This window comes from Pseudomonas sp. S10E 269 (genome assembly GCF_002798465.1).
Taxonomy (GTDB): domain Bacteria; phylum Pseudomonadota; class Gammaproteobacteria; order Pseudomonadales; family Pseudomonadaceae; genus Aquipseudomonas; species Aquipseudomonas pergaminensis.
In genome coordinates this window covers 5,296,036-5,311,915 of sequence record NZ_PHIJ01000001.1, presented here as the reverse complement: position 1 = coordinate 5,311,915, position 15,880 = coordinate 5,296,036, and the positions used below count along the sequence as shown (strand labels likewise).

General features: G+C 60.8%; 14 protein-coding genes and 2 pseudogenes. 9 read left to right on the top strand and 7 right to left on the bottom strand.

Translation table 11 applies throughout. The features are described 5' to 3' along the window. Window positions 1–113 precede the first annotated feature (113 nt). Both CWC48_RS30950 and CWC48_RS30945 read left to right on the top strand, forming a co-directional pair. A pseudogene (locus tag CWC48_RS30950) lies at window positions 114–1,208 on the top strand (cache domain-containing protein); the annotation flags it as partial. Between the two features lie 87 nt (window positions 1,209–1,295). Then, the gene (locus tag CWC48_RS30945) at window positions 1,296–2,063 is read left to right on the top strand and encodes a methyl-accepting chemotaxis protein (RefSeq protein ID WP_371857077.1); all 768 of its coding nucleotides are present in this window, start codon (window positions 1,296–1,298) and stop codon (window positions 2,061–2,063) included. Here the strand turns inward: CWC48_RS30945 and CWC48_RS30615 are convergent. The 4 genes and pseudogenes from CWC48_RS30615 to CWC48_RS24675 all read right to left on the bottom strand — a co-directional run. Further along, window positions 2,053–2,667: pseudogene (locus CWC48_RS30615) on the bottom strand (LysR family transcriptional regulator); the annotation flags it as partial. The gene CWC48_RS30945 and the pseudogene CWC48_RS30615 sit on opposite strands and share 11 nt — an antisense overlap. Window positions 2,668–3,744: 1,077 nt before the next feature. Next, window positions 3,745–4,539: a nucleotidyltransferase domain-containing protein gene (locus tag CWC48_RS24685; protein ID WP_100490542.1), complete on the bottom strand. Its 795-nt coding sequence runs from the start codon at window positions 4,537–4,539 to the stop codon at window positions 3,745–3,747. Further along, the gene (locus CWC48_RS24680; protein WP_078048670.1) at window positions 4,536–5,015 is read right to left on the bottom strand and encodes an ATP-binding protein; all 480 of its coding nucleotides are present in this window, start codon (window positions 5,013–5,015) and stop codon (window positions 4,536–4,538) included. Before CWC48_RS24680 ends, CWC48_RS24685 begins: the two co-directional genes overlap by 4 nt. Before the next feature lie 48 nt (window positions 5,016–5,063). Beyond that, window positions 5,064–6,092 carry a UV damage endonuclease UvsE gene (locus CWC48_RS24675; protein ID WP_100490541.1) on the bottom strand — a complete coding sequence of 343 codons (1,029 nt, stop codon included), beginning with the start codon at window positions 6,090–6,092 and terminating at the stop codon, window positions 5,064–5,066. A 250-nt stretch (window positions 6,093–6,342) separates the two neighbouring features. Here CWC48_RS24675 and CWC48_RS24670 point away from each other — a divergent pair, with 250 nt between their 5' ends. From CWC48_RS24670 to CWC48_RS24655, 4 genes are all read left to right on the top strand, one after another. Then, window positions 6,343–6,666: a hypothetical protein gene (locus CWC48_RS24670; protein ID WP_100490540.1), complete on the top strand. Its 324-nt coding sequence runs from the start codon at window positions 6,343–6,345 to the stop codon at window positions 6,664–6,666. 87 nt (window positions 6,667–6,753) lie between these two features. After that, window positions 6,754–7,179 carry a DUF2231 domain-containing protein gene (locus CWC48_RS24665; RefSeq protein ID WP_099492239.1) on the top strand — a complete coding sequence of 142 codons (426 nt, stop codon included), beginning with the start codon at window positions 6,754–6,756 and terminating at the stop codon, window positions 7,177–7,179. Next, window positions 7,176–8,468: a sorbosone dehydrogenase family protein gene (locus CWC48_RS24660; protein WP_099492240.1), complete on the top strand. Its 1,293-nt coding sequence runs from the start codon at window positions 7,176–7,178 to the stop codon at window positions 8,466–8,468. Before CWC48_RS24665 ends, CWC48_RS24660 begins: the two co-directional genes overlap by 4 nt. Before the next feature lie 70 nt (window positions 8,469–8,538). Next, window positions 8,539–9,459 (top strand): helix-turn-helix domain-containing GNAT family N-acetyltransferase, encoded by a 921-nt coding sequence (locus CWC48_RS24655; protein WP_100490539.1) that lies wholly within the window; start codon window positions 8,539–8,541, stop codon window positions 9,457–9,459. Between the two features lie 37 nt (window positions 9,460–9,496). Here the strand turns inward: CWC48_RS24655 and CWC48_RS24650 are convergent, their stop codons facing one another. Further along, window positions 9,497–10,900, bottom strand: a complete 1,404-nt coding sequence (locus CWC48_RS24650; RefSeq protein ID WP_078048680.1) for an MFS transporter — start codon at window positions 10,898–10,900, stop codon at window positions 9,497–9,499. Between the two features lie 92 nt (window positions 10,901–10,992). Then, window positions 10,993–11,574, bottom strand: coding sequence for a GNAT family N-acetyltransferase (locus CWC48_RS24645; RefSeq protein WP_100490538.1), 582 nt, complete (start codon window positions 11,572–11,574; stop codon window positions 10,993–10,995). A 153-nt stretch (window positions 11,575–11,727) separates the two neighbouring features. Between CWC48_RS24645 and proP the strand changes: the two genes are divergently transcribed. Beyond that, window positions 11,728–13,230 carry a glycine betaine/L-proline transporter ProP gene (gene proP / locus CWC48_RS24640; protein ID WP_078048683.1) on the top strand — a complete coding sequence of 501 codons (1,503 nt, stop codon included), beginning with the start codon at window positions 11,728–11,730 and terminating at the stop codon, window positions 13,228–13,230. Window positions 13,231–13,280: 50 nt separating this feature from the next. Next, window positions 13,281–13,784 carry a GAF domain-containing protein gene (locus CWC48_RS24635; RefSeq protein WP_078048684.1) on the top strand — a complete coding sequence of 168 codons (504 nt, stop codon included), beginning with the start codon at window positions 13,281–13,283 and terminating at the stop codon, window positions 13,782–13,784. On the opposite strand, the gene CWC48_RS24630 is transcribed toward CWC48_RS24635, so the two are convergent. Next, entirely contained in the window at window positions 13,762–14,682 is a 921-nt protein-coding gene (locus CWC48_RS24630; protein WP_078048685.1) for an AraC family transcriptional regulator, read from the bottom strand. The two genes, CWC48_RS24635 and CWC48_RS24630, sit on opposite strands and share 23 nt — an antisense overlap. Window positions 14,683–14,848: 166 nt before the next feature. Here CWC48_RS24630 and CWC48_RS24625 point away from each other — a divergent pair, with 166 nt between their 5' ends. Beyond that, a complete protein-coding gene (locus CWC48_RS24625) occupies window positions 14,849–15,871 on the top strand; it encodes an alpha/beta hydrolase (protein ID WP_100490537.1) in 1,023 nt (340 codons plus the stop codon). Window positions 15,872–15,880 lie beyond the last annotated feature (9 nt).

Sequence of the window (15,880 nt, the reverse complement as noted above, 5' to 3'; positions counted from 1 at the left end):
GTATTGTGTACAAAAAACCCTAAAGGTTTGTGGAAGCCAGGCCGAAACAGCAGTGATAGCAAATCGCCGCAATCCTGCTCAGGTGCGCGGCGGTTTGGCCGCCCTTCACGCTGATGGTCGTCTCGATGAAAATAAAAAATAAGCTGGTACTGGCATTTGTCTCTGTAGCGTTTATCCCGGTGAGCTTGGTGGCCGTGATTTCGGTCATGAACACCCGGACCCAGGCGGTGGATCAATTCATCGATGGCAGCACCCGGGAAATCCGACAGATCGATGGCAACATCCGCCAGTTTTTCGACGGTACGCTGCAAAACGTCGATCAAATGGCCACCGATCCTGTATACACATCGCTGAACACCCTGAAAAACTACCAGCCCGCCGACGCGGCCAGCCAGCCGATGCCGGCAGAGGCGCAAGCCGTGATCGACCGCTTCGCGCGTTTTGGCGCCACACACCCGGCGGCGGCGATCCTGTCCATCGGCCTGGAAGACGGCACCTACGCCAAATGGCCGGATGACCCGCAACTGGCCAAATACGACCCCCGTACCCGCCCTTGGTACAAGGCGGCCATGGCCAGCCCCGGCAAGACCGTGCGCACGCCGGCTTACTACTACGACAAAGATGACGTGGCGCTGGTGGGCACTGCGCGAGCATTGTTGGACAACGGCAAGGCCAAGGGCGTGTTCGTGGTCAGCGTGTCGTTGAAGAATCTCACCGAGCTGGTCAAGAGCATCAAGCTGGGCGAAAGCGGCTACGTGATGTTGATCGAAGACGGTGTGGTGCTGGTGGACCCGCGCGATGCGGCCCACAGTTTCAAGCCGCTCAAGGACTTGGGCGCACCCTATGCGCATTTGGCCGACACGCCGCAAGGCTCCACCGAGGTGGTGATCGACGGCGTGCGCTACATGGCCAACGTGTGGACCTCCCCCGGCCTCGGCTGGCGCTACATCGGGTTGATCGAACATCGTGAAGTCATGGCCGAAGCCACGCGCATGACCTACCTCACCGCAATCATCGTCGGCGTGCTGGTGCTGATCTTCGGCCTGATCGCGGCGGCGTTTTCCAAGGTCATCGTCAAGCCCATCGGCCAGGTCAGCACCGGCCTGCAGTCCATCGCCCAGGGCGAAGGCGACTTGCGCCACGAGCTGCAGGTACAGGGCAAGGATGAAACCGCCGAATTGGCCGGCTGGTTCAACAAGTTTCTCGCGGCGATCCGCCAACTGATCCAGCATATCGGCGCGGCCTCGGCCAATTTGCAGAACGCCTCCAAGGTCAACAGCGAGGTGGCGCACAACATGAACGAGGCGGCCGGCCGCCAGCGAGAGGCGGTTGAATTGGTCTCCACCGCGTTCAATGAAATGGTGGCCACCGCCAACGAAGTCGCGCGTTCATGCAGCGGTGCAGCCGAGTCCGCCGAGAACGGGCACCGTCGCGTGGCCGAGGGCAAGCAGCAGATCGAAGTCACCACCGACAACGTCAACCGCCTGGGGCGCCGCCTTACCGAGTCGTCCCAGGCCATGGTCGAACTGGAAGCCGGCAGCCGCAGCATCAACCAGATCCTTGGCACCATCCGCGCGATTGCCGAACAGACCAACCTCTTGGCACTCAACGCCGCCATCGAGGCCGCCCGCGCCGGTGACCAGGGCCGTGGTTTCGCGGTGGTGGCCGATGAAGTGCGTGCCCTGGCCAAGCGCACGTCCGACTCCACCGGTGAAATCGAGCAACTGCTCGGCACCCTGGAAAACAAGACCCAGGAAGTCACCCAGAAGATGGGCAGTTGCCTGGACTTGTCGCGGGCCAGCGTGTCGTCCATCGAAAGCGCGCGGGACAGCTTTGAAGGCATCCAGACGTCGGTCAACGAAATCCGCGACCAGAACCTGCAGATCTCCGCCGCCGCCGAGGAACAACACAGCGTGGCCGAGGAGATCAACCGGCATATCCAGCAGATCTACGACGAGGCGCGGCTGGTGGAAAGCCTGGCCAACTCGGCGCAGGACGACTCAGGGCGGTTGTCGAATTTGTCGGATGAGCTAAATGGCTTGGTGGGGCGATTCAAGTCCTGAGAAAGTCAGCGATTTGCTGCCACATCGCGCCAGGGTTGGAATACATCGGGAAGTACCCGCACTCGTCAATCGGCACCAGCCGCACGCCGTGGGCCTGGATGTGCGGCAGGTAGGACAGCCCGGCGTTCTGCTCTCCGTACATGAACAGCTTCGGGCAGGGCAGCCCGAGGAACTTGCCCATCAGGTCGGCGTTATCGGAATGCTCGACCATCGACTGGAAGATTCCGCGCACGGCGCCCGCCCGTACCTTATGGCGCAGGCTCGCCGAATACAGCGCGCTGGCCAAGCTCGACAGGCTGATGCGCGTACGCGCGGCCAAAGCATGGTGGCTGGGCAAAGCCACCATCAAGCGGTCGTCCCGCAGCGGCAGCGACTGAACCGTCGGGCCCAGGTCGCCGTCCAGCCGGGCAAAGGCCAGGTCGATATTCCCTGCTTCCAGCGCCGGCAGCGCTACCACGCTGTCGATCTCGCGCACCGCGGGCAGTATCGCCGCCCCCACCGGCGTCAACCTAGCCCCCCGCCGCGAACACTCGAACAGCGTGACCTAGAGCGCCTGCTCCAGCACCTGGATCTGCTCGCTCAACGGCGGCTGCGACATCCCCAGGTACTATCCCCCACGCTAACCACGATGCGAAGCGAGCCGCTCTTGCTCTTGATCTTGCTCTTGCTCTTGCTCTTGCTCTTGCTCTTGCTCTTGATCTTAGGCGCCCCGTCAAACACGCTGGCCGGAATTCGACAGGGATTTGGGGGGTAAACCGGCAGGGATGCCGGTTTAGCCGCCCCGCGCCATGGATGGCGCGTGGCGGCGGCCCCCCAAATACCTGTCGGATTACGGGCACACCGAGCCTAAGCGAGGTGCCGAGTGTTGGGGCAAGAGCCTTTTGCTTACTTTTGGGCTTTTCAAAAGTGAGCCGCCGTAAGGGCGGAACCCATAGCAGCCGTTACCTGAATAACGGATATGTACCTAGTCTGATCCAACATTCTGTGTCGGCTGTCAGGCCGCCTTCGCGAGCAAGCCCGCTCCCACATTTGGATCGCGGGGCAACAGTCAGAGCGTGGTCGGCTGTTAGGCCGTCTTCGCAGGCAAGCCAGCTCCCACATTTGGATCGCGGGGCAACAGTCAGAGCGTGGTCGGCTGTCAGGCCGCCTTCGCGAGCAAGCCCGCTCCCACATTTGGATCGCGGGGCAACAGTCAGAGCGTGGTCGGCTGTTAGTCCGTCTTCGCAGGCAAGCCAGCTCCCACAGTTTTGGATCGCGGGGCAACAGTCAGAGCGTGGTCGGCTGTCAGGCCGTCTTCGCAGGCAAGCCAGCTCCCACAGTTTTGGATCGCGGGGCAACAGTCAGAGCGTGGTCGGCTGTTAGGCCGTCTTCGCAGGCAAGCCAGCTCCCACAGTTTTGGATCGCGGGGCAACAGTCAGAGCGTGGTCGGCTGTCAGGCCGTCTTCGCAGGCAAGCCAGCTCCCACAGTTTTGGATCGCGGGGCAACAGTCAGAGCGTGGTCGGCTGTTAGGCCGTCTTCGCAGGCAAGCCAGCTCCCACAGTTTTGAATCGCGGGGCAACAGTCAGAGCGTGGTCGGCTGTTAGGCCGTCTTCGCAGGCGAGCCAGCTCCCACATTTAGATCTCGGGGTGACAGTTAGATTGTGGTCGGCTGTTAGGTCGCCATCGCAGGCAAGCCAGCGCCTACAGAGGAACGGCCATATGACTTCGCTGTAAAACCATCCACCCCAGAAACACTTGAAGCCGGGCCAAGAACCTCTCACCGTCAGCACCCGGGTTTCGAGCCTCAAACAGAAAAAACGCCACCTGCGTCACCCGCATCGGATACCTCTGCACGAACAGCGCAACATACTCCTCCAATGTCTGCGGCCAAGTTGCCTCCTCTACCCCGCACACTATCTGGGTCGCCCTGATCAGCTTGCGTGACGCTTCGCGCTGCAGGCGAAGCCGCTCGTGTTCGGTGTCGGCACGCGCAATGCGGTTGAGGTAGGCGCTAAGCACCGCTTCAAAGTCACCATTCACAGCCAAGGCGATGTCCAGTGACGGCCGAAACCGCTCGAACTGCACCGCCAGATCATTGCCCCATACGCACCGGCAATGGTGCTTGAGCCAGAACCCCCAACGATGTTTATTCTCAACAGCCAGTACCTGCGCGCGGCTGCCGATATCGAAATCGACCTTGGTGACTGACGGGTGCCGCAGCGCCAGGTCGCACCGAATCCGTTCCAACCGCTCCAGGCTCGCAGCGGTAGGCGGCTCGCTCAGCACCAACGTGAGATCAAGATCGGATACACCCGGCAGCGCATCGCCGCGTGCAACACTGCCATAGACATAAATGCCGTCAACCCCCAAGCCTGGCTGCGAGAGCAGGCCGCAGGCATCCTCGAGCAAAGGCTGAAACTCACGCTGCACGGGGGCGTCGGGAACCGTGAGGATAAAACCCTCGGCGTCCACACCCATGGGTTGCGATGCACTCATGGGCGATGCCTCTCGATCACCAGGCCTTCTGCCTCAGTCGGCACGCAGAAATGGCGGGTAATCAGATCGAACTCGGCATCAGTGGCGGCGAAGTCATGCTCACCCTGGGCATTGCGCGCGTGCAGCCGGGCCCGGCAGGTGGCGTCGTCCAGTTCAAGGTAATGCAGGCAGTGCCGGACCTTGGCGACCTGTGCCAAGCCCAGCAGCCATTCGCGGTTAGCCAAGGTGTTGGCAGGGAAATCCAGCACCACGTTGGCACCCGACTGCAGCACATTGATCACCAATGGGCCCAGTACGCCGCGTATTCGCTGGGCACAACGGATGTAGTCGGCAATGGAGCGGATTTCACCGGGGTAAAGCGTGGCAAGCCAGTGGTCTTCGCTGAGCACAATGGCCGCGTGCTCGGTGGCGAGGGTCTTTGCGAGCGTGGACTTGCCGGAGGCGATCTTGCCGCAGAGCAAATGCAGGGTTGGCATGGCAAGGTTCCTTATGTGAGGCCAGCCAGCATGCACGCTGGGGGTTGATCACACAACGCGCCGCTGCCAGTGCGCGTAGAACGCGAGGGCCGCGACGTTCTTGTCCTTGGCTTCGAGCATGATGTCGAAGCGGTCGAGAAACTGCAGCGCGTAATCGTTGGTCCAGCGGTTCCACATTTGCGCGCTGTGGGCGTAGAGGTCGCGCTTGGACACCACCTGCAACAGCGCGTCCATTTCCAGCTTGTGCTCGGCGTCGAACCCCAGCTCCTGAAGGCTCTCCTGCGGTTGGGAGTAGTGCATGGTCGGGCGAACGCCGCGCCAGCTTTCGATCACACGGGCGACCCGTTCCGAGTGAGGGTCGATGTAGTCGTTTTCATTGATCCAGCAGTGGTGGATGTCCAGCACCACTGGCGCCAGGTCCGCGACTTGCAGGCAGTGGTCCAGGCCGTAGGTCTTCTCGTCGTTCTCGAAGGTAATGCAGTTGCGCGCCACTTCCGACAGGCGCGCCCACACCGCGCGGGTACCCGTCACGCCAAGGCGACCGGCGATATGCACGTTGCACTTGAGGTCCTGGAAGCGTCGGCCGTAGCCCATCATGCGGATCATGTCGGCGTGGTATTCGAATTCGGCCAGGCTATTTTCCACCACGCCAGGGTTCTCCGAACCCAGCACACAGTATTGGCCGGGGTGGAACGACAGGCGGATGTCCGCAGCGCGCGCCAAGTCACCGATCGCGGCAAACCCCTCGACCAACTGATGCTCGATGGCCGGGTCCTTGTACACCGCGGCGATTTTCGGGTGGCTGTAGAACGGCAACAGATCGCTGCTCAGGCGCAGCATGCGCAAGGTTGGCGGCAATTCGGCGACATACGCCAACAGGCGCAATTGGGCCGCCAGGTTGTGGGTGACCACCTCCACCAATTTGTCGCGGGCCACTTGGGGCGTGACACTGTCCATCCAGCGCAACGTGGTGGTGCGCGGGTTGAAGGGGCCTTCGATCAGCTTCAAGGCGCTGGCCGACAGCAGGCGTTCGGGGTGCTTGTACTGGCACGCGAAGCCGATTCGAGGGTGGGTCATGGAGAGGCCTGGAGGTGAACAATCGTGGGAATTATAAGAGCTTAGGTGGGTAACACCGCCAGGGGTTCACTCTGGAAAATAAGTTGAATCCTGGTTTTCGCAGGCAGTCACCTATAAGGACAACAGCGAGACGACAACGCAACGGAGGTGGCTATGAACCTTGCAATGACACTCTTCAGCCTGTTTGCCGGATGGATGGCGATTGTGTTTTCAATGATGTGGGGCGTACTGCGGGTAGTACGCTGGCACCATGATTAGCACGCCGGATGGGCGCTACTTTGTGGTCAAGGGCCAACTCTGGCGCTGCACCAACCCGGCGCTGGACGAAGACACCCGCCAGCGCCTGGTCAATGCATTGATGGACGCGCGCCGTGCTGTCAAGGCGGCCAAGGCCTCGGGTGATCCGCAACAACTGAGGGTGGCGCGACACCAGGTGCACGGTGCCAAGGTCGACCTTGGCGAACGCGGCCCCGCCTGGTGGAGCGATGGCAGCCCGGACTTCAATCGCTGTCAGGTTGCCAATACGCCTTATGCCCAATGGTTTGAAAAACATCTGGACATGAAACCCCAGTGAACTTTCCCGCGAACGCCACGCTCCTTTCCTATGCGAAGTCATTGCGCCCTGAATCCAGGAGCGCTGAACGATAAGGAGCCGCCCCCCATGACTACCCTCCCCGCCTACTACGCAACACGGCCAGGCCCGCTGCATGCACTCTTGCTGGCTGGCAGCGTACCGTTGTTTCTGGGTGCCTTGCTCAGCGACGTTGCCTACGGCCAGACCTACCAGATTCAATGGGCCAACTTCGCTTCCTGGCTGATTGCTGGCGCCTTGGTGTTCAGTGGGTTCGCGCTGTTGTTCGCGCTGGTCAACCTGCTTCGTGCGCGGCGCAAATCCGGGCGACCGGCCGCTTACTTCCTGTTGCTGCTGGCGGCCTGGGTACTGGGTTTGGTCAATGCTTTCCAGCATGCCAAGGATGCATACGCCATGATGCCCGCCGGCCTGGTGCTGTCGGTGATCGTTACGCTGCTGGCACTGGTGGCTGCGTGGATCGGCCTGTCTGACCTGCGTTCGGGAGATGCCAAATGAAAACGTCCAGCACCCTGACCCTGTTGAGCGCCGCCCTGTTGCTGACCGCCTGCGGTGGCGAAGGCGACAAGACCCAGGCCCGCGGCCCTGACCCCAAACTGCCGGAGCAGCAAAGCAGCCTGCTGCCGAGCATGAAGATTGCCGAACCGGTGCCGTGGGGCGAGCAAAAACCCAAGGTTCCGGAAGGCTACAGCGTGACCGCCATCGCCACCGACCTGGCCATACCGCGCCAGACCCTGGTGCTGCCCAACGGTGACATCCTCGTCGCTGAAGGCCGTGGCGGCAGTGCGGCCAAGCTCAAGCCCAAGGACGTGATCGCCAGCCTGATCAAGGCCGAAGGCAACACCAAGGTCAAGGGTGGCAACCGCCTGACCTTGCTACGTGACGCCGATGGCGACGGCACCTACGAACTCAAGACGGTGTTTGCCGACAACCTCAACGCGCCGTACGGCCTGGCGTTTGCCAACGGCAAGCTCTACGTGGCCAATCAGGATGCGCTGGTGAGCTTCGACTACGCCGACGGCCAGACCAAGGCCAGCGGCCCGCCGAGCAAAGTCACCGACCTGCCGGCGCAAATCAACCATCACTGGACCAAATCCCTGGCCGTGAGCGCTGACGGCAGCCAGCTCTACGTGGGCATCGGCTCCAACAGCAACGTCACTGAACGCGGCATGGAAGTGGAGATCGACCGCGCGATGGTCTGGCAGATCGACGCCACCACCGGCGCGCACAAGCCTTACGCCACCGGCCTGCGCAACCCGACGGCACTGACCATCCAGCCGGACACCGGGCAACTGTGGACGGTGGTCAACGAACGCGACGAACTGGGCCCGGACTTGGTACCGGACTACCTCACCTCGGTGCGTGAAGGTGCCTTCTATGGCTGGCCCTACAGCTATTGGGGCCAGAACGTCGACCCGCGTGCACAGCCGCAGAACCCGGCCAAGGTCGCCGCCGCGATCAAGCCGGATTACAGCCTGGGCTCCCACGTGGCGGCCCTCGGCGTGGACTTTTCCATCCCGCAAATGGGCGAGAAGTTTGCCGATGGCGTGTTTGTCGGCGAGCACGGCAGTTGGAACCGTGACAACCCGGTGGGCTACAAGGTGATCTTCGTGCCCTTCAGCAATGGCAAGCCGTCCGGTGAGCCCATCGACTTCGCCACCGGCTTTCGCGGTGACGATGGCAAGACCCGTGGGCGCCCCGTGGGGGTGACGGTGGACCCCAAAGGCGCACTGATCATTGCTGATGACCTGGCCAATACCGTCTGGCGGGTGACGCGCAACCGCTAAGCAAACTGTTTGACATGGCTGCCTGAAGCAACAATATAATTGCTTCAGGCAACCATTCGAGCATTCCAGCATGTCCACCCCTCTGCTTGTCGAGCGCGCCGGCATCGTGCGTGGTTTCAATCGTTTCTACACCCATCAAATCGGCGTGCTGCAGGAACACCTGTTGCAAAGCGATTACTCGCTCACCGAAATCCGCGTGATGTACGAGTTGTCTACCCGTGGCGACCTCACCAGCGCTGACCTGTGCCAAATGCTCAGCCTGGACGCTGGTTATCTGAGCCGGCTGGTGGGCGGCCTGGAAAAACGCGGCCTGATTCAGAAAGTCCGCTCCGCCACCGACGCCCGCGCGGTGCAGCTGCACCTCACCGACCACGGCCGCGACGTGCTGGCACCTCTGGAGCAGCAAACCCAGAACGAAGTCATCACACTGCTCGACAGCCTGCCCGAACCCCAGCAACGCCAGCTCACCGAAGCCATGAAGCGCATCCAGGCCCTGCTGCAAGGCACGGCGCCCAGCTATCTGCTACGCGATCCACAACCCGGCGACATGGGCGTGGTGGTGCAACAACAGACCGCGTTGTATGCCCGTGAATATGGTTGGAACTGGGAGTTCGAAGCATTAGTAGCGGAGACGGTCGCCAAGTACCTGAAGGCGTTTGATCCAACCTGCGAGCGTTGCTGGATCGCGGAAAAGGACGGCGAAGTGGTGGGTTCGGTGTTCGTTATCCGCCACTGCGAAACCACAGCCCAACTGCGCATGCTCTACGTGGACGCCAGTGCGCGCGGCATGGGCATCGGCCAACGGCTGGTGGATGAGTGTGTGCGCTTTGCCCGGCAGGTCGGCTACCAACGCATGCAACTGTGGACGGTGGACATCCTCGGCGATGCACGCAAGCTGTATCAGAAGGCCGGGTTCGCGTTGGTCGAGGAAGAAACGATAGACAGCTTCGGCAAATCCCTGGTCAGCCAGACCTGGGCGCTCACGCTTTAAAGTGGTCCCGCGCCGTTGCGGCGCGGGACATAAGACCTTACAGGTCAGTGATTTCCTTGTGACGCGGCACCAGCGTCTTCATCACGCTCCAGGCCACCAGGTAGGCCAGTGCGCAGATGGCGAACATGATCATGTAGCCGGTGTGAATGTCGCCGACGGACTTGTAGTAGTCGAACACCCAACCGCCGATCTTGGTCATGACCACGCCACCCAGGCCGCCGGCCATGCCGCCGATACCGACCACCGAGGCCACGGTTTTCTGCGGGAACATATCCGACACCGTGGTGAAGATGTTGCATGACCACGCCTGGTGCGCCGAGGCACCCACGCCAATCAGCAATACCGGCACCCAGAAGCTGATATAGCCCAATGGCTGCGCCAGCAACACCACCAGCGGGAACAGCGCGATCACCAACATGGCTTTCATACGGCCATCGTAGGGCGCATCGCCGCGTGCCATGAAGTAGCTCGGGAACCAGCCGCCGCCGATACTGCCGACCATGGTCATGCTGTACAGCACCGCCAGCGGCATCACGATATCGGCGCCTTTCATGCCGTATTGCGCCGACAGATAGGTGGGCAGCCAGAACAGGAAGAACCACCACACACCGTCGGTCATGAACTTACCGAAGGCAAAGGCCCAGGTCTGGCGATAGGTGAGCAACTTGAACCACGAGACTTTCTTCTGCACCGCGCCCGCCGCTGCCGGGGTGAAGGGCTCCACGGTCTGGTCGCTGCGGATGTACGCCAGTTCGGCGGGCGACAGGCGTTTTTGCTCATCGGGCTTCTTGTAGAGCGCAATCCACACCGCGACCCACACAAAACCCAACGCACCAATCACGATAAACGCCGCTTCCCAGCCCCAGAGCCCCGCGATCAACGGCACGCAGATCGGTGCCAGGATCGCGCCCACGTTGGCGCCGGAGTTGAAGATACCCGTGGCCAAGGAGCGTTCTTTCTTGGGGAAGTACTCGGCAGTGGCCTTGATCGCAATCGGGAAGTTACCCGCCTCGCCAATCGCCAATACCGCGCGGGATAGCATGAAGCCGGCAATCGACACCGGGATCACCGCCAGGCCTATCGCCCCGCTGATGGCGGCGATGCCCTCGCCCATCGGCACCGAGAACGCATGCATGACGGCGCCCGTGGACCAGATACCAATCGCCACCACATAAGCCGCCTTGGTGCCGATCTTGTCGACAAAGCGCCCGGCGAACAGCATGGAGATCGCGTAGACAAACTGGAACACCGCCGCGATATTGGCGTAATCGGTGTTACTCCAGCCAAATTGCGTGGACAACTGAGGGGCCAAGAGACTGAGCACCTGGCGGTCGAGGTAGTTGACGGTAGTCGCGAAGAACAGCATCGCGCAGATGGTCCAGCGATAGTTGCCTACAGCTTGGCCAACGCGGTGAGCGTTGATGGGCTCGTTCAAGTTCATGGCATCACTTTTTATTTTTGTTAGGTAGGACACATGTAACGTCATATGTCGTCGTACAACTGCGACTTTTATATCGGGACGCCTGAACGCTGTCAATCTGAAAGATTGCCGTTTATCGAGGCATTGCTCGGGTATGTGAAATGCCAGGCAAAAGCAGTTGTAGGATGACGAACGCGTAGTACCAGGCTGGGTGCCTGGCCCGGCACATCATCGAGCGTACCGAAAGGCTGCATGCCGATCTTTTCCAGTACGCGGATGGATGCCGCGTGATCCGGACGTACCAACCCGAACACTTCGGGCAAGCCAAGTGTTTCGAAGGCCAGCTTCAATGCATCACGGCCCAACTCGGTGGCGTAGCCCTGCCCCCAGGCTTGCACCGCAAACCGATAACCCAGGTTGATGCGTCTTTCGGTCAGGTAGTCCATCGGCGCGATTCCACCGAAGCCGATGATGTGATCCGGTGCTTCGACGCGTGCAATCGCCCACCAGCCGTAGCCTTGGGTAGCCCACTGTTTGAGCCAGTGATCGAGCAGGCGTTGTGCACCCTCCAGGCTGGCCATGGGGCCGGCGGGGTTGAACCGGTTGGTCTGCGGATCGCCGTAGATCGCGAACAATCGCTGCACGTCACCGGGTTGTGGGCGACGGTAGGTCAGGCGCGAGGCAGCAGCGGGCATTCGGTTTTCTCCTGGGTAAACCTGTGAAGTTCAATGCATGTGCAAAAAAACGCAAAAAGTGGTGAATTATTTCATGTCCGCTTGTATCTGAACTGACAGAGCGGTGCCATCGCAACGATGGCACCTCCCCTGTTCTGCTTTAGAGTGTCCCGCATGAAATTACGTAAGAAAAGCGTCAAGCCCATCGGATTGAAAGACATCACCATCGTCGACGACACCAAAGTGCGCAAGGCGATCACCGCCGCCGCACTGGGTAATGCCATGGAATGGTTCGACTTTGGCGTCTACGGTTTCGTCGCCTATGTGCTCGGCAAGGTGTTCTTCCCCGACGCCTCGCCCAGCGTACAAATGATCGCTGCACTCGGCACGTTCTCGGTGCCGTTTCTGATCCGTCCCCTGGGTGGCCTGTTCTTCGGCGCCCTGGGCGATAAATACGGACGGCAAAAGGTCCTCGCCGCGACCATCGTGATCATGTCCTTGAGCACCTTTGCCATCGGCCTGATCCCCTCCTACGCCTCCATCGGTATCTGGGCGCCGATTTTGCTGTTGCTGTGCAAAATGGCCCAGGGTTTCTCGGTGGGTGGTGAATACACCGGCGCCTCGATTTTCGTCGCCGAGTATGCCCCGGACCGCAAGCGTGGCTTCCTCGGCAGTTGGCTGGACTTCGGATCCATCGCCGGTTTCGTGCTGGGCGCGGGCGTTGTCGTGCTGATCTCAAGCATATTGGGCGAAGCTGACTTTGAGTCATGGGGCTGGCGCCTGCCGTTCTTCCTTGCCCTGCCCCTGGGCATTATCGGCCTGTACCTGCGTCATGCGCTGGAAGAGACCCCAGCCTTCCAGCAGCACATGGACAAAATGGAGCAAGGCGACCGCGAAGGCCTGACCCACGGCCCCAAAGTCTCGTTCAAGGAAGTCGCGACCAAGCACTGGCGCAGCCTGCTGACCTGCATCGGCATCGTGGCGGCGACCAACGTGACCTACTACATGTTGCTCACCTACATGCCGAGCTACCTGTCGCACAACCTGCACTACAAAGAAAACAGCGGCGTGCTGATCATCATCGCGATCATGGTCGGCATGCTGTTCGTGCAGCCGTTCATTGGTTTCATCAGCGACAAGATTGGCCGCAAGCCCTTCATCATCGCCGGCAGTATCGGCCTGTTGTTCCTGTCCATCCCGGCGTTTATGTTGATCACCAGCGGCAAGATCGGCCTGATCTTCGCGGGCTTGCTGATCCTCGCCGTGATCCTCAACTTCTTCATCGGCGTGATGGCCTCGACGCTGCCCGCAATGTTCCCGACTCACCTGCGCTACAGCGCGTTGGCCAGTGCGTTCAACGTGTCGGTGCTGATTGCTGGCGTGACCCCTACCGCCGTAGCCTGGTTGGTAGAAAGCACCAACGATCTGTACATGCCCGCCTACTACCTGATGGTGTTTGCCGTGGTCGGCCTGGTCACCGGCCTGACCATGAAGGAAACTGCCAACAAGCCACTGCGTGGCGCAGCGCCGGCCGCTTCCGACATGGAAGAAGCCAAGGAACTGCTGCAGGAGCATCACGACAATATCGAGCAGAAGATCGAAGACATCGATGCCGAGATTGCCGAATTGGAAGCCAAGCGCAAGAATCTCGTCGAGCAGCATCCGCGCATCAACTAACGCCTGAAAGCGCGGGGTGGCCCAGGCCACCCCGCTACTGGAGTGTCCTCATGGTTCCAAGCGTCACCGCCTCACAGTCCTTGCTCAGCGCCGATGAACGCGCTGCCATCGCCGAAATAGAAGCTACCACCAGCATCCTGCAACTGGTCACCCGCCTGACGGGGATGCGCTTTGCCGGCATCGCCAAATTCACCGACCTGGAATGGGTAGTCTGCTCGGTGCACGACACCGTGGACATGGGCCTCCATGTCGACGATGTGCTCGATCTGGAAACCACCTTGTGCAGCGAATTCTGCATCAACCCGCAAACCCTGTTCATCCCGCAGATCAGCCAGAACGGCCGCTTCGCCGCCCGCCCGGTGGTCAAGCAATTCGCCATTGAGAGCTATGCCGGCGCGCCGATCTTCTTGCCCGACGGTCGGCTGTTTGGCGCTCTGTGTGCGCTGGACTCTCGGGCGATGCTATTCGAGGACCCCAACCTGCCGGAAACCCTGAGCCTGTTTGCGCGGCTGATTGGGTGCATATTCTTTGCTAATTTGACGTCCGATCATTGACCTCGGTCCTGCCACGCAGCGCCGTGATATCACGTTTGGGTGGCACCCCAAACAACCGGCCGTATTCGCGACTGAACTGAGAGGGGCTTTCATAGCCCACCTTGAAAGCCGCGCTGGACACGTCCTGATGCTCGTTCAACATCAAGCGCCGCGCCTCGTTAAGGCGCAGCCACTTCTGATACTGCAACGGGCTCATCGCCGTCAGTTGGCGAAAGTGGTGGTGAAACGTCGCTGCGCTCATTTGCACGCGCGCGGCCAACTCCTCCACGCGCAATGCCGTGGTGTAGTTGAGCTTCAGCCAATCGATGGCCTTGGCAATCCGATACCCCTGGCCGTCGACGGAGCAGATCTGGCGCAATCGGTTCGCCTGGTCGCTTTTCAGTAGCCGGTAATGGATTTCGCGCTGAATCAGAGGCGCTAGCACCGGGATGGCTTCAGGCTCGTCGAGCAGCGCCACCAGGCGCGCAAACGATGCCAGCATGCCCTCGGTCACCGTGCCGATACCCACGCCCTTCAACACTGCCCGCTCCCGCGTTGGCGGTAGCTCACTCTGGGCGATCAGCTCGGCCAATATGCGCAAGTCCAGCTTGAAAGTGAGCCCCAGGCACGGTTGCTCTGGGCTGGCCGCCAGCACTTCGGAGTTGGCGGGAATGTCCAGGGAGGTCACCAGGAAGCGTGACGTGTCATACGGGTAGCCCTCGCCACCGACCCACAACTGCTTTTCACCCTGGGCGACCAGCACGATGCACGGTTCCACCATGCACACGACGGGTGTTGCAGGCTGATCACGGTGATAAAAACCCAGGCCCGGAATCGGCATGGGGTAGTCACCGGGCGCGTGCACGCGCGAGCCGATGGCCTGGATCAGCGCATTCAAGGATGTTTGATGAGTGGTCATTACAGGCTCTTTCCTCTCTTCTTCGGACTTTACCCCGTCGCGCCCATGGCCGTCCCCGGCAAACTACAAGACTCAGAGGATCAGGCAAGTATCCCAGTCAAACGCACTACAGAACCCTGCTCTCACTCGGGAAAATGCGCGGACCAACCTTCTCGAGGAACCCCCGATGAAAAGCCTCTTGCTCACCCTGAGTTTGCTGGTGACCTCAATGTCGACACTGGGAGCCGATATGTCCAATGGTGCTAACAACTTCTACCAAAGCGAGCGGGTGACCGTCGAAAAAGTCACCTTCAACAATCAATTTGGCATGACGGTCGCAGGCAACTTGTTTGTGCCCAAGCACCTTGCCCCCTCTTCAAAAAATGCGGCAATCATCGTGGGCCACCCGATGGGCGCCGTCAAAGAACAGAGCGCGAATCTGTACGCCACCAAAATGGCCGAGCAGGGCTTTGTCACTCTTTCCCTGGACTTGTCGTTCTGGGGCGCAAGCGCTGGCGAGCCGCGCAATGCCGTGTTGCCCGATCTTTACAGTGAAGCGTTCAGCGCCGCCGTGGATTACCTCGGCACCCGCCCGATGGTCGACCGCGAGCGCATCGGCGTGATTGGCATCTGCGGCAGCGGCAGCTTTGCCATCGCAGCGGCAAAGATCGACCCGCGCCTCAAAGCCATCGCTACGGTGAGTATGTACGACATGGGCGCAGCCAACCGTAACGGCCTTAAACGCGGCGTGACCTTGGCGCAGCGCCAGCAAGTACTGCTGCAAGCCGCCAACCAGCGTTATGTGGAGTTCCAGGGTGGCAACACCGTCTACACCGGCGGCACGCCTCAGACCCTGACCGGCGATGCAGTGGGCGATGAGTTCTACGACTTCTATCGCACGCCGCGTGGTGCGTTCACCCCGGCGGGTGCCTCGCCGCAAAACACCACGCGGCCGACGATGACCAGCAACGTTAAGTTCATAAATTTCTACCCGTTCAACGACATCGAGACGCTTTCCCCACGACCACTGCTGTTGATTGCCGGTGCCAATGCCCATTCACTTGAGTTCAGCGAGGACGCCTACCAGCGTGCTGCCGAGCCCAAGGAACTGGTGATCATCCCGGATGCCGGCCATGTGGACCTGTACGACCGAGTCGGCCTGATCCCGTTCGACAAGCTGACCAGCTTTTTCAGGAGCAACTTGAAGTGATCTCCGACA

What these genes read in the sequence shown, in the direction of transcription:
- CWC48_RS24650 (WP_078048680.1), bottom strand. Translation starts at nt 10,900, where the DNA reads ATGAACTTGAACGAGCCCATCAACGCTCACCGCGTTGGCCAAGCTGTA.
- CWC48_RS24635 (WP_078048684.1), top strand. Translation starts at nt 13,281, where the DNA reads ATGGTTCCAAGCGTCACCGCCTCACAGTCCTTGCTCAGCGCCGATGAA.
- CWC48_RS24625 (WP_100490537.1), top strand. Translation starts at nt 14,849, where the DNA reads ATGAAAAGCCTCTTGCTCACCCTGAGTTTGCTGGTGACCTCAATGTCG.
- CWC48_RS24630 (WP_078048685.1), bottom strand. Translation starts at nt 14,682, where the DNA reads ATGACCACTCATCAAACATCCTTGAATGCGCTGATCCAGGCCATCGGC.
- CWC48_RS30945 (WP_371857077.1), top strand. Translation starts at nt 1,296, where the DNA reads ATGAACGAGGCGGCCGGCCGCCAGCGAGAGGCGGTTGAATTGGTCTCC.
- CWC48_RS24665 (WP_099492239.1), top strand. Translation starts at nt 6,754, where the DNA reads ATGACTACCCTCCCCGCCTACTACGCAACACGGCCAGGCCCGCTGCAT.
- CWC48_RS24685 (WP_100490542.1), bottom strand. Translation starts at nt 4,539, where the DNA reads ATGAGTGCATCGCAACCCATGGGTGTGGACGCCGAGGGTTTTATCCTC.
- CWC48_RS24660 (WP_099492240.1), top strand. Translation starts at nt 7,176, where the DNA reads ATGAAAACGTCCAGCACCCTGACCCTGTTGAGCGCCGCCCTGTTGCTG.
- CWC48_RS24655 (WP_100490539.1), top strand. Translation starts at nt 8,539, where the DNA reads ATGTCCACCCCTCTGCTTGTCGAGCGCGCCGGCATCGTGCGTGGTTTC.
- CWC48_RS24645 (WP_100490538.1), bottom strand. Translation starts at nt 11,574, where the DNA reads ATGCCCGCTGCTGCCTCGCGCCTGACCTACCGTCGCCCACAACCCGGT.
- proP (WP_078048683.1), top strand. Translation starts at nt 11,728, where the DNA reads ATGAAATTACGTAAGAAAAGCGTCAAGCCCATCGGATTGAAAGACATC.
- CWC48_RS24680 (WP_078048670.1), bottom strand. Translation starts at nt 5,015, where the DNA reads ATGCCAACCCTGCATTTGCTCTGCGGCAAGATCGCCTCCGGCAAGTCC.
- CWC48_RS24675 (WP_100490541.1), bottom strand. Translation starts at nt 6,092, where the DNA reads ATGACCCACCCTCGAATCGGCTTCGCGTGCCAGTACAAGCACCCCGAA.
- CWC48_RS24670 (WP_100490540.1), top strand. Translation starts at nt 6,343, where the DNA reads ATGATTAGCACGCCGGATGGGCGCTACTTTGTGGTCAAGGGCCAACTC.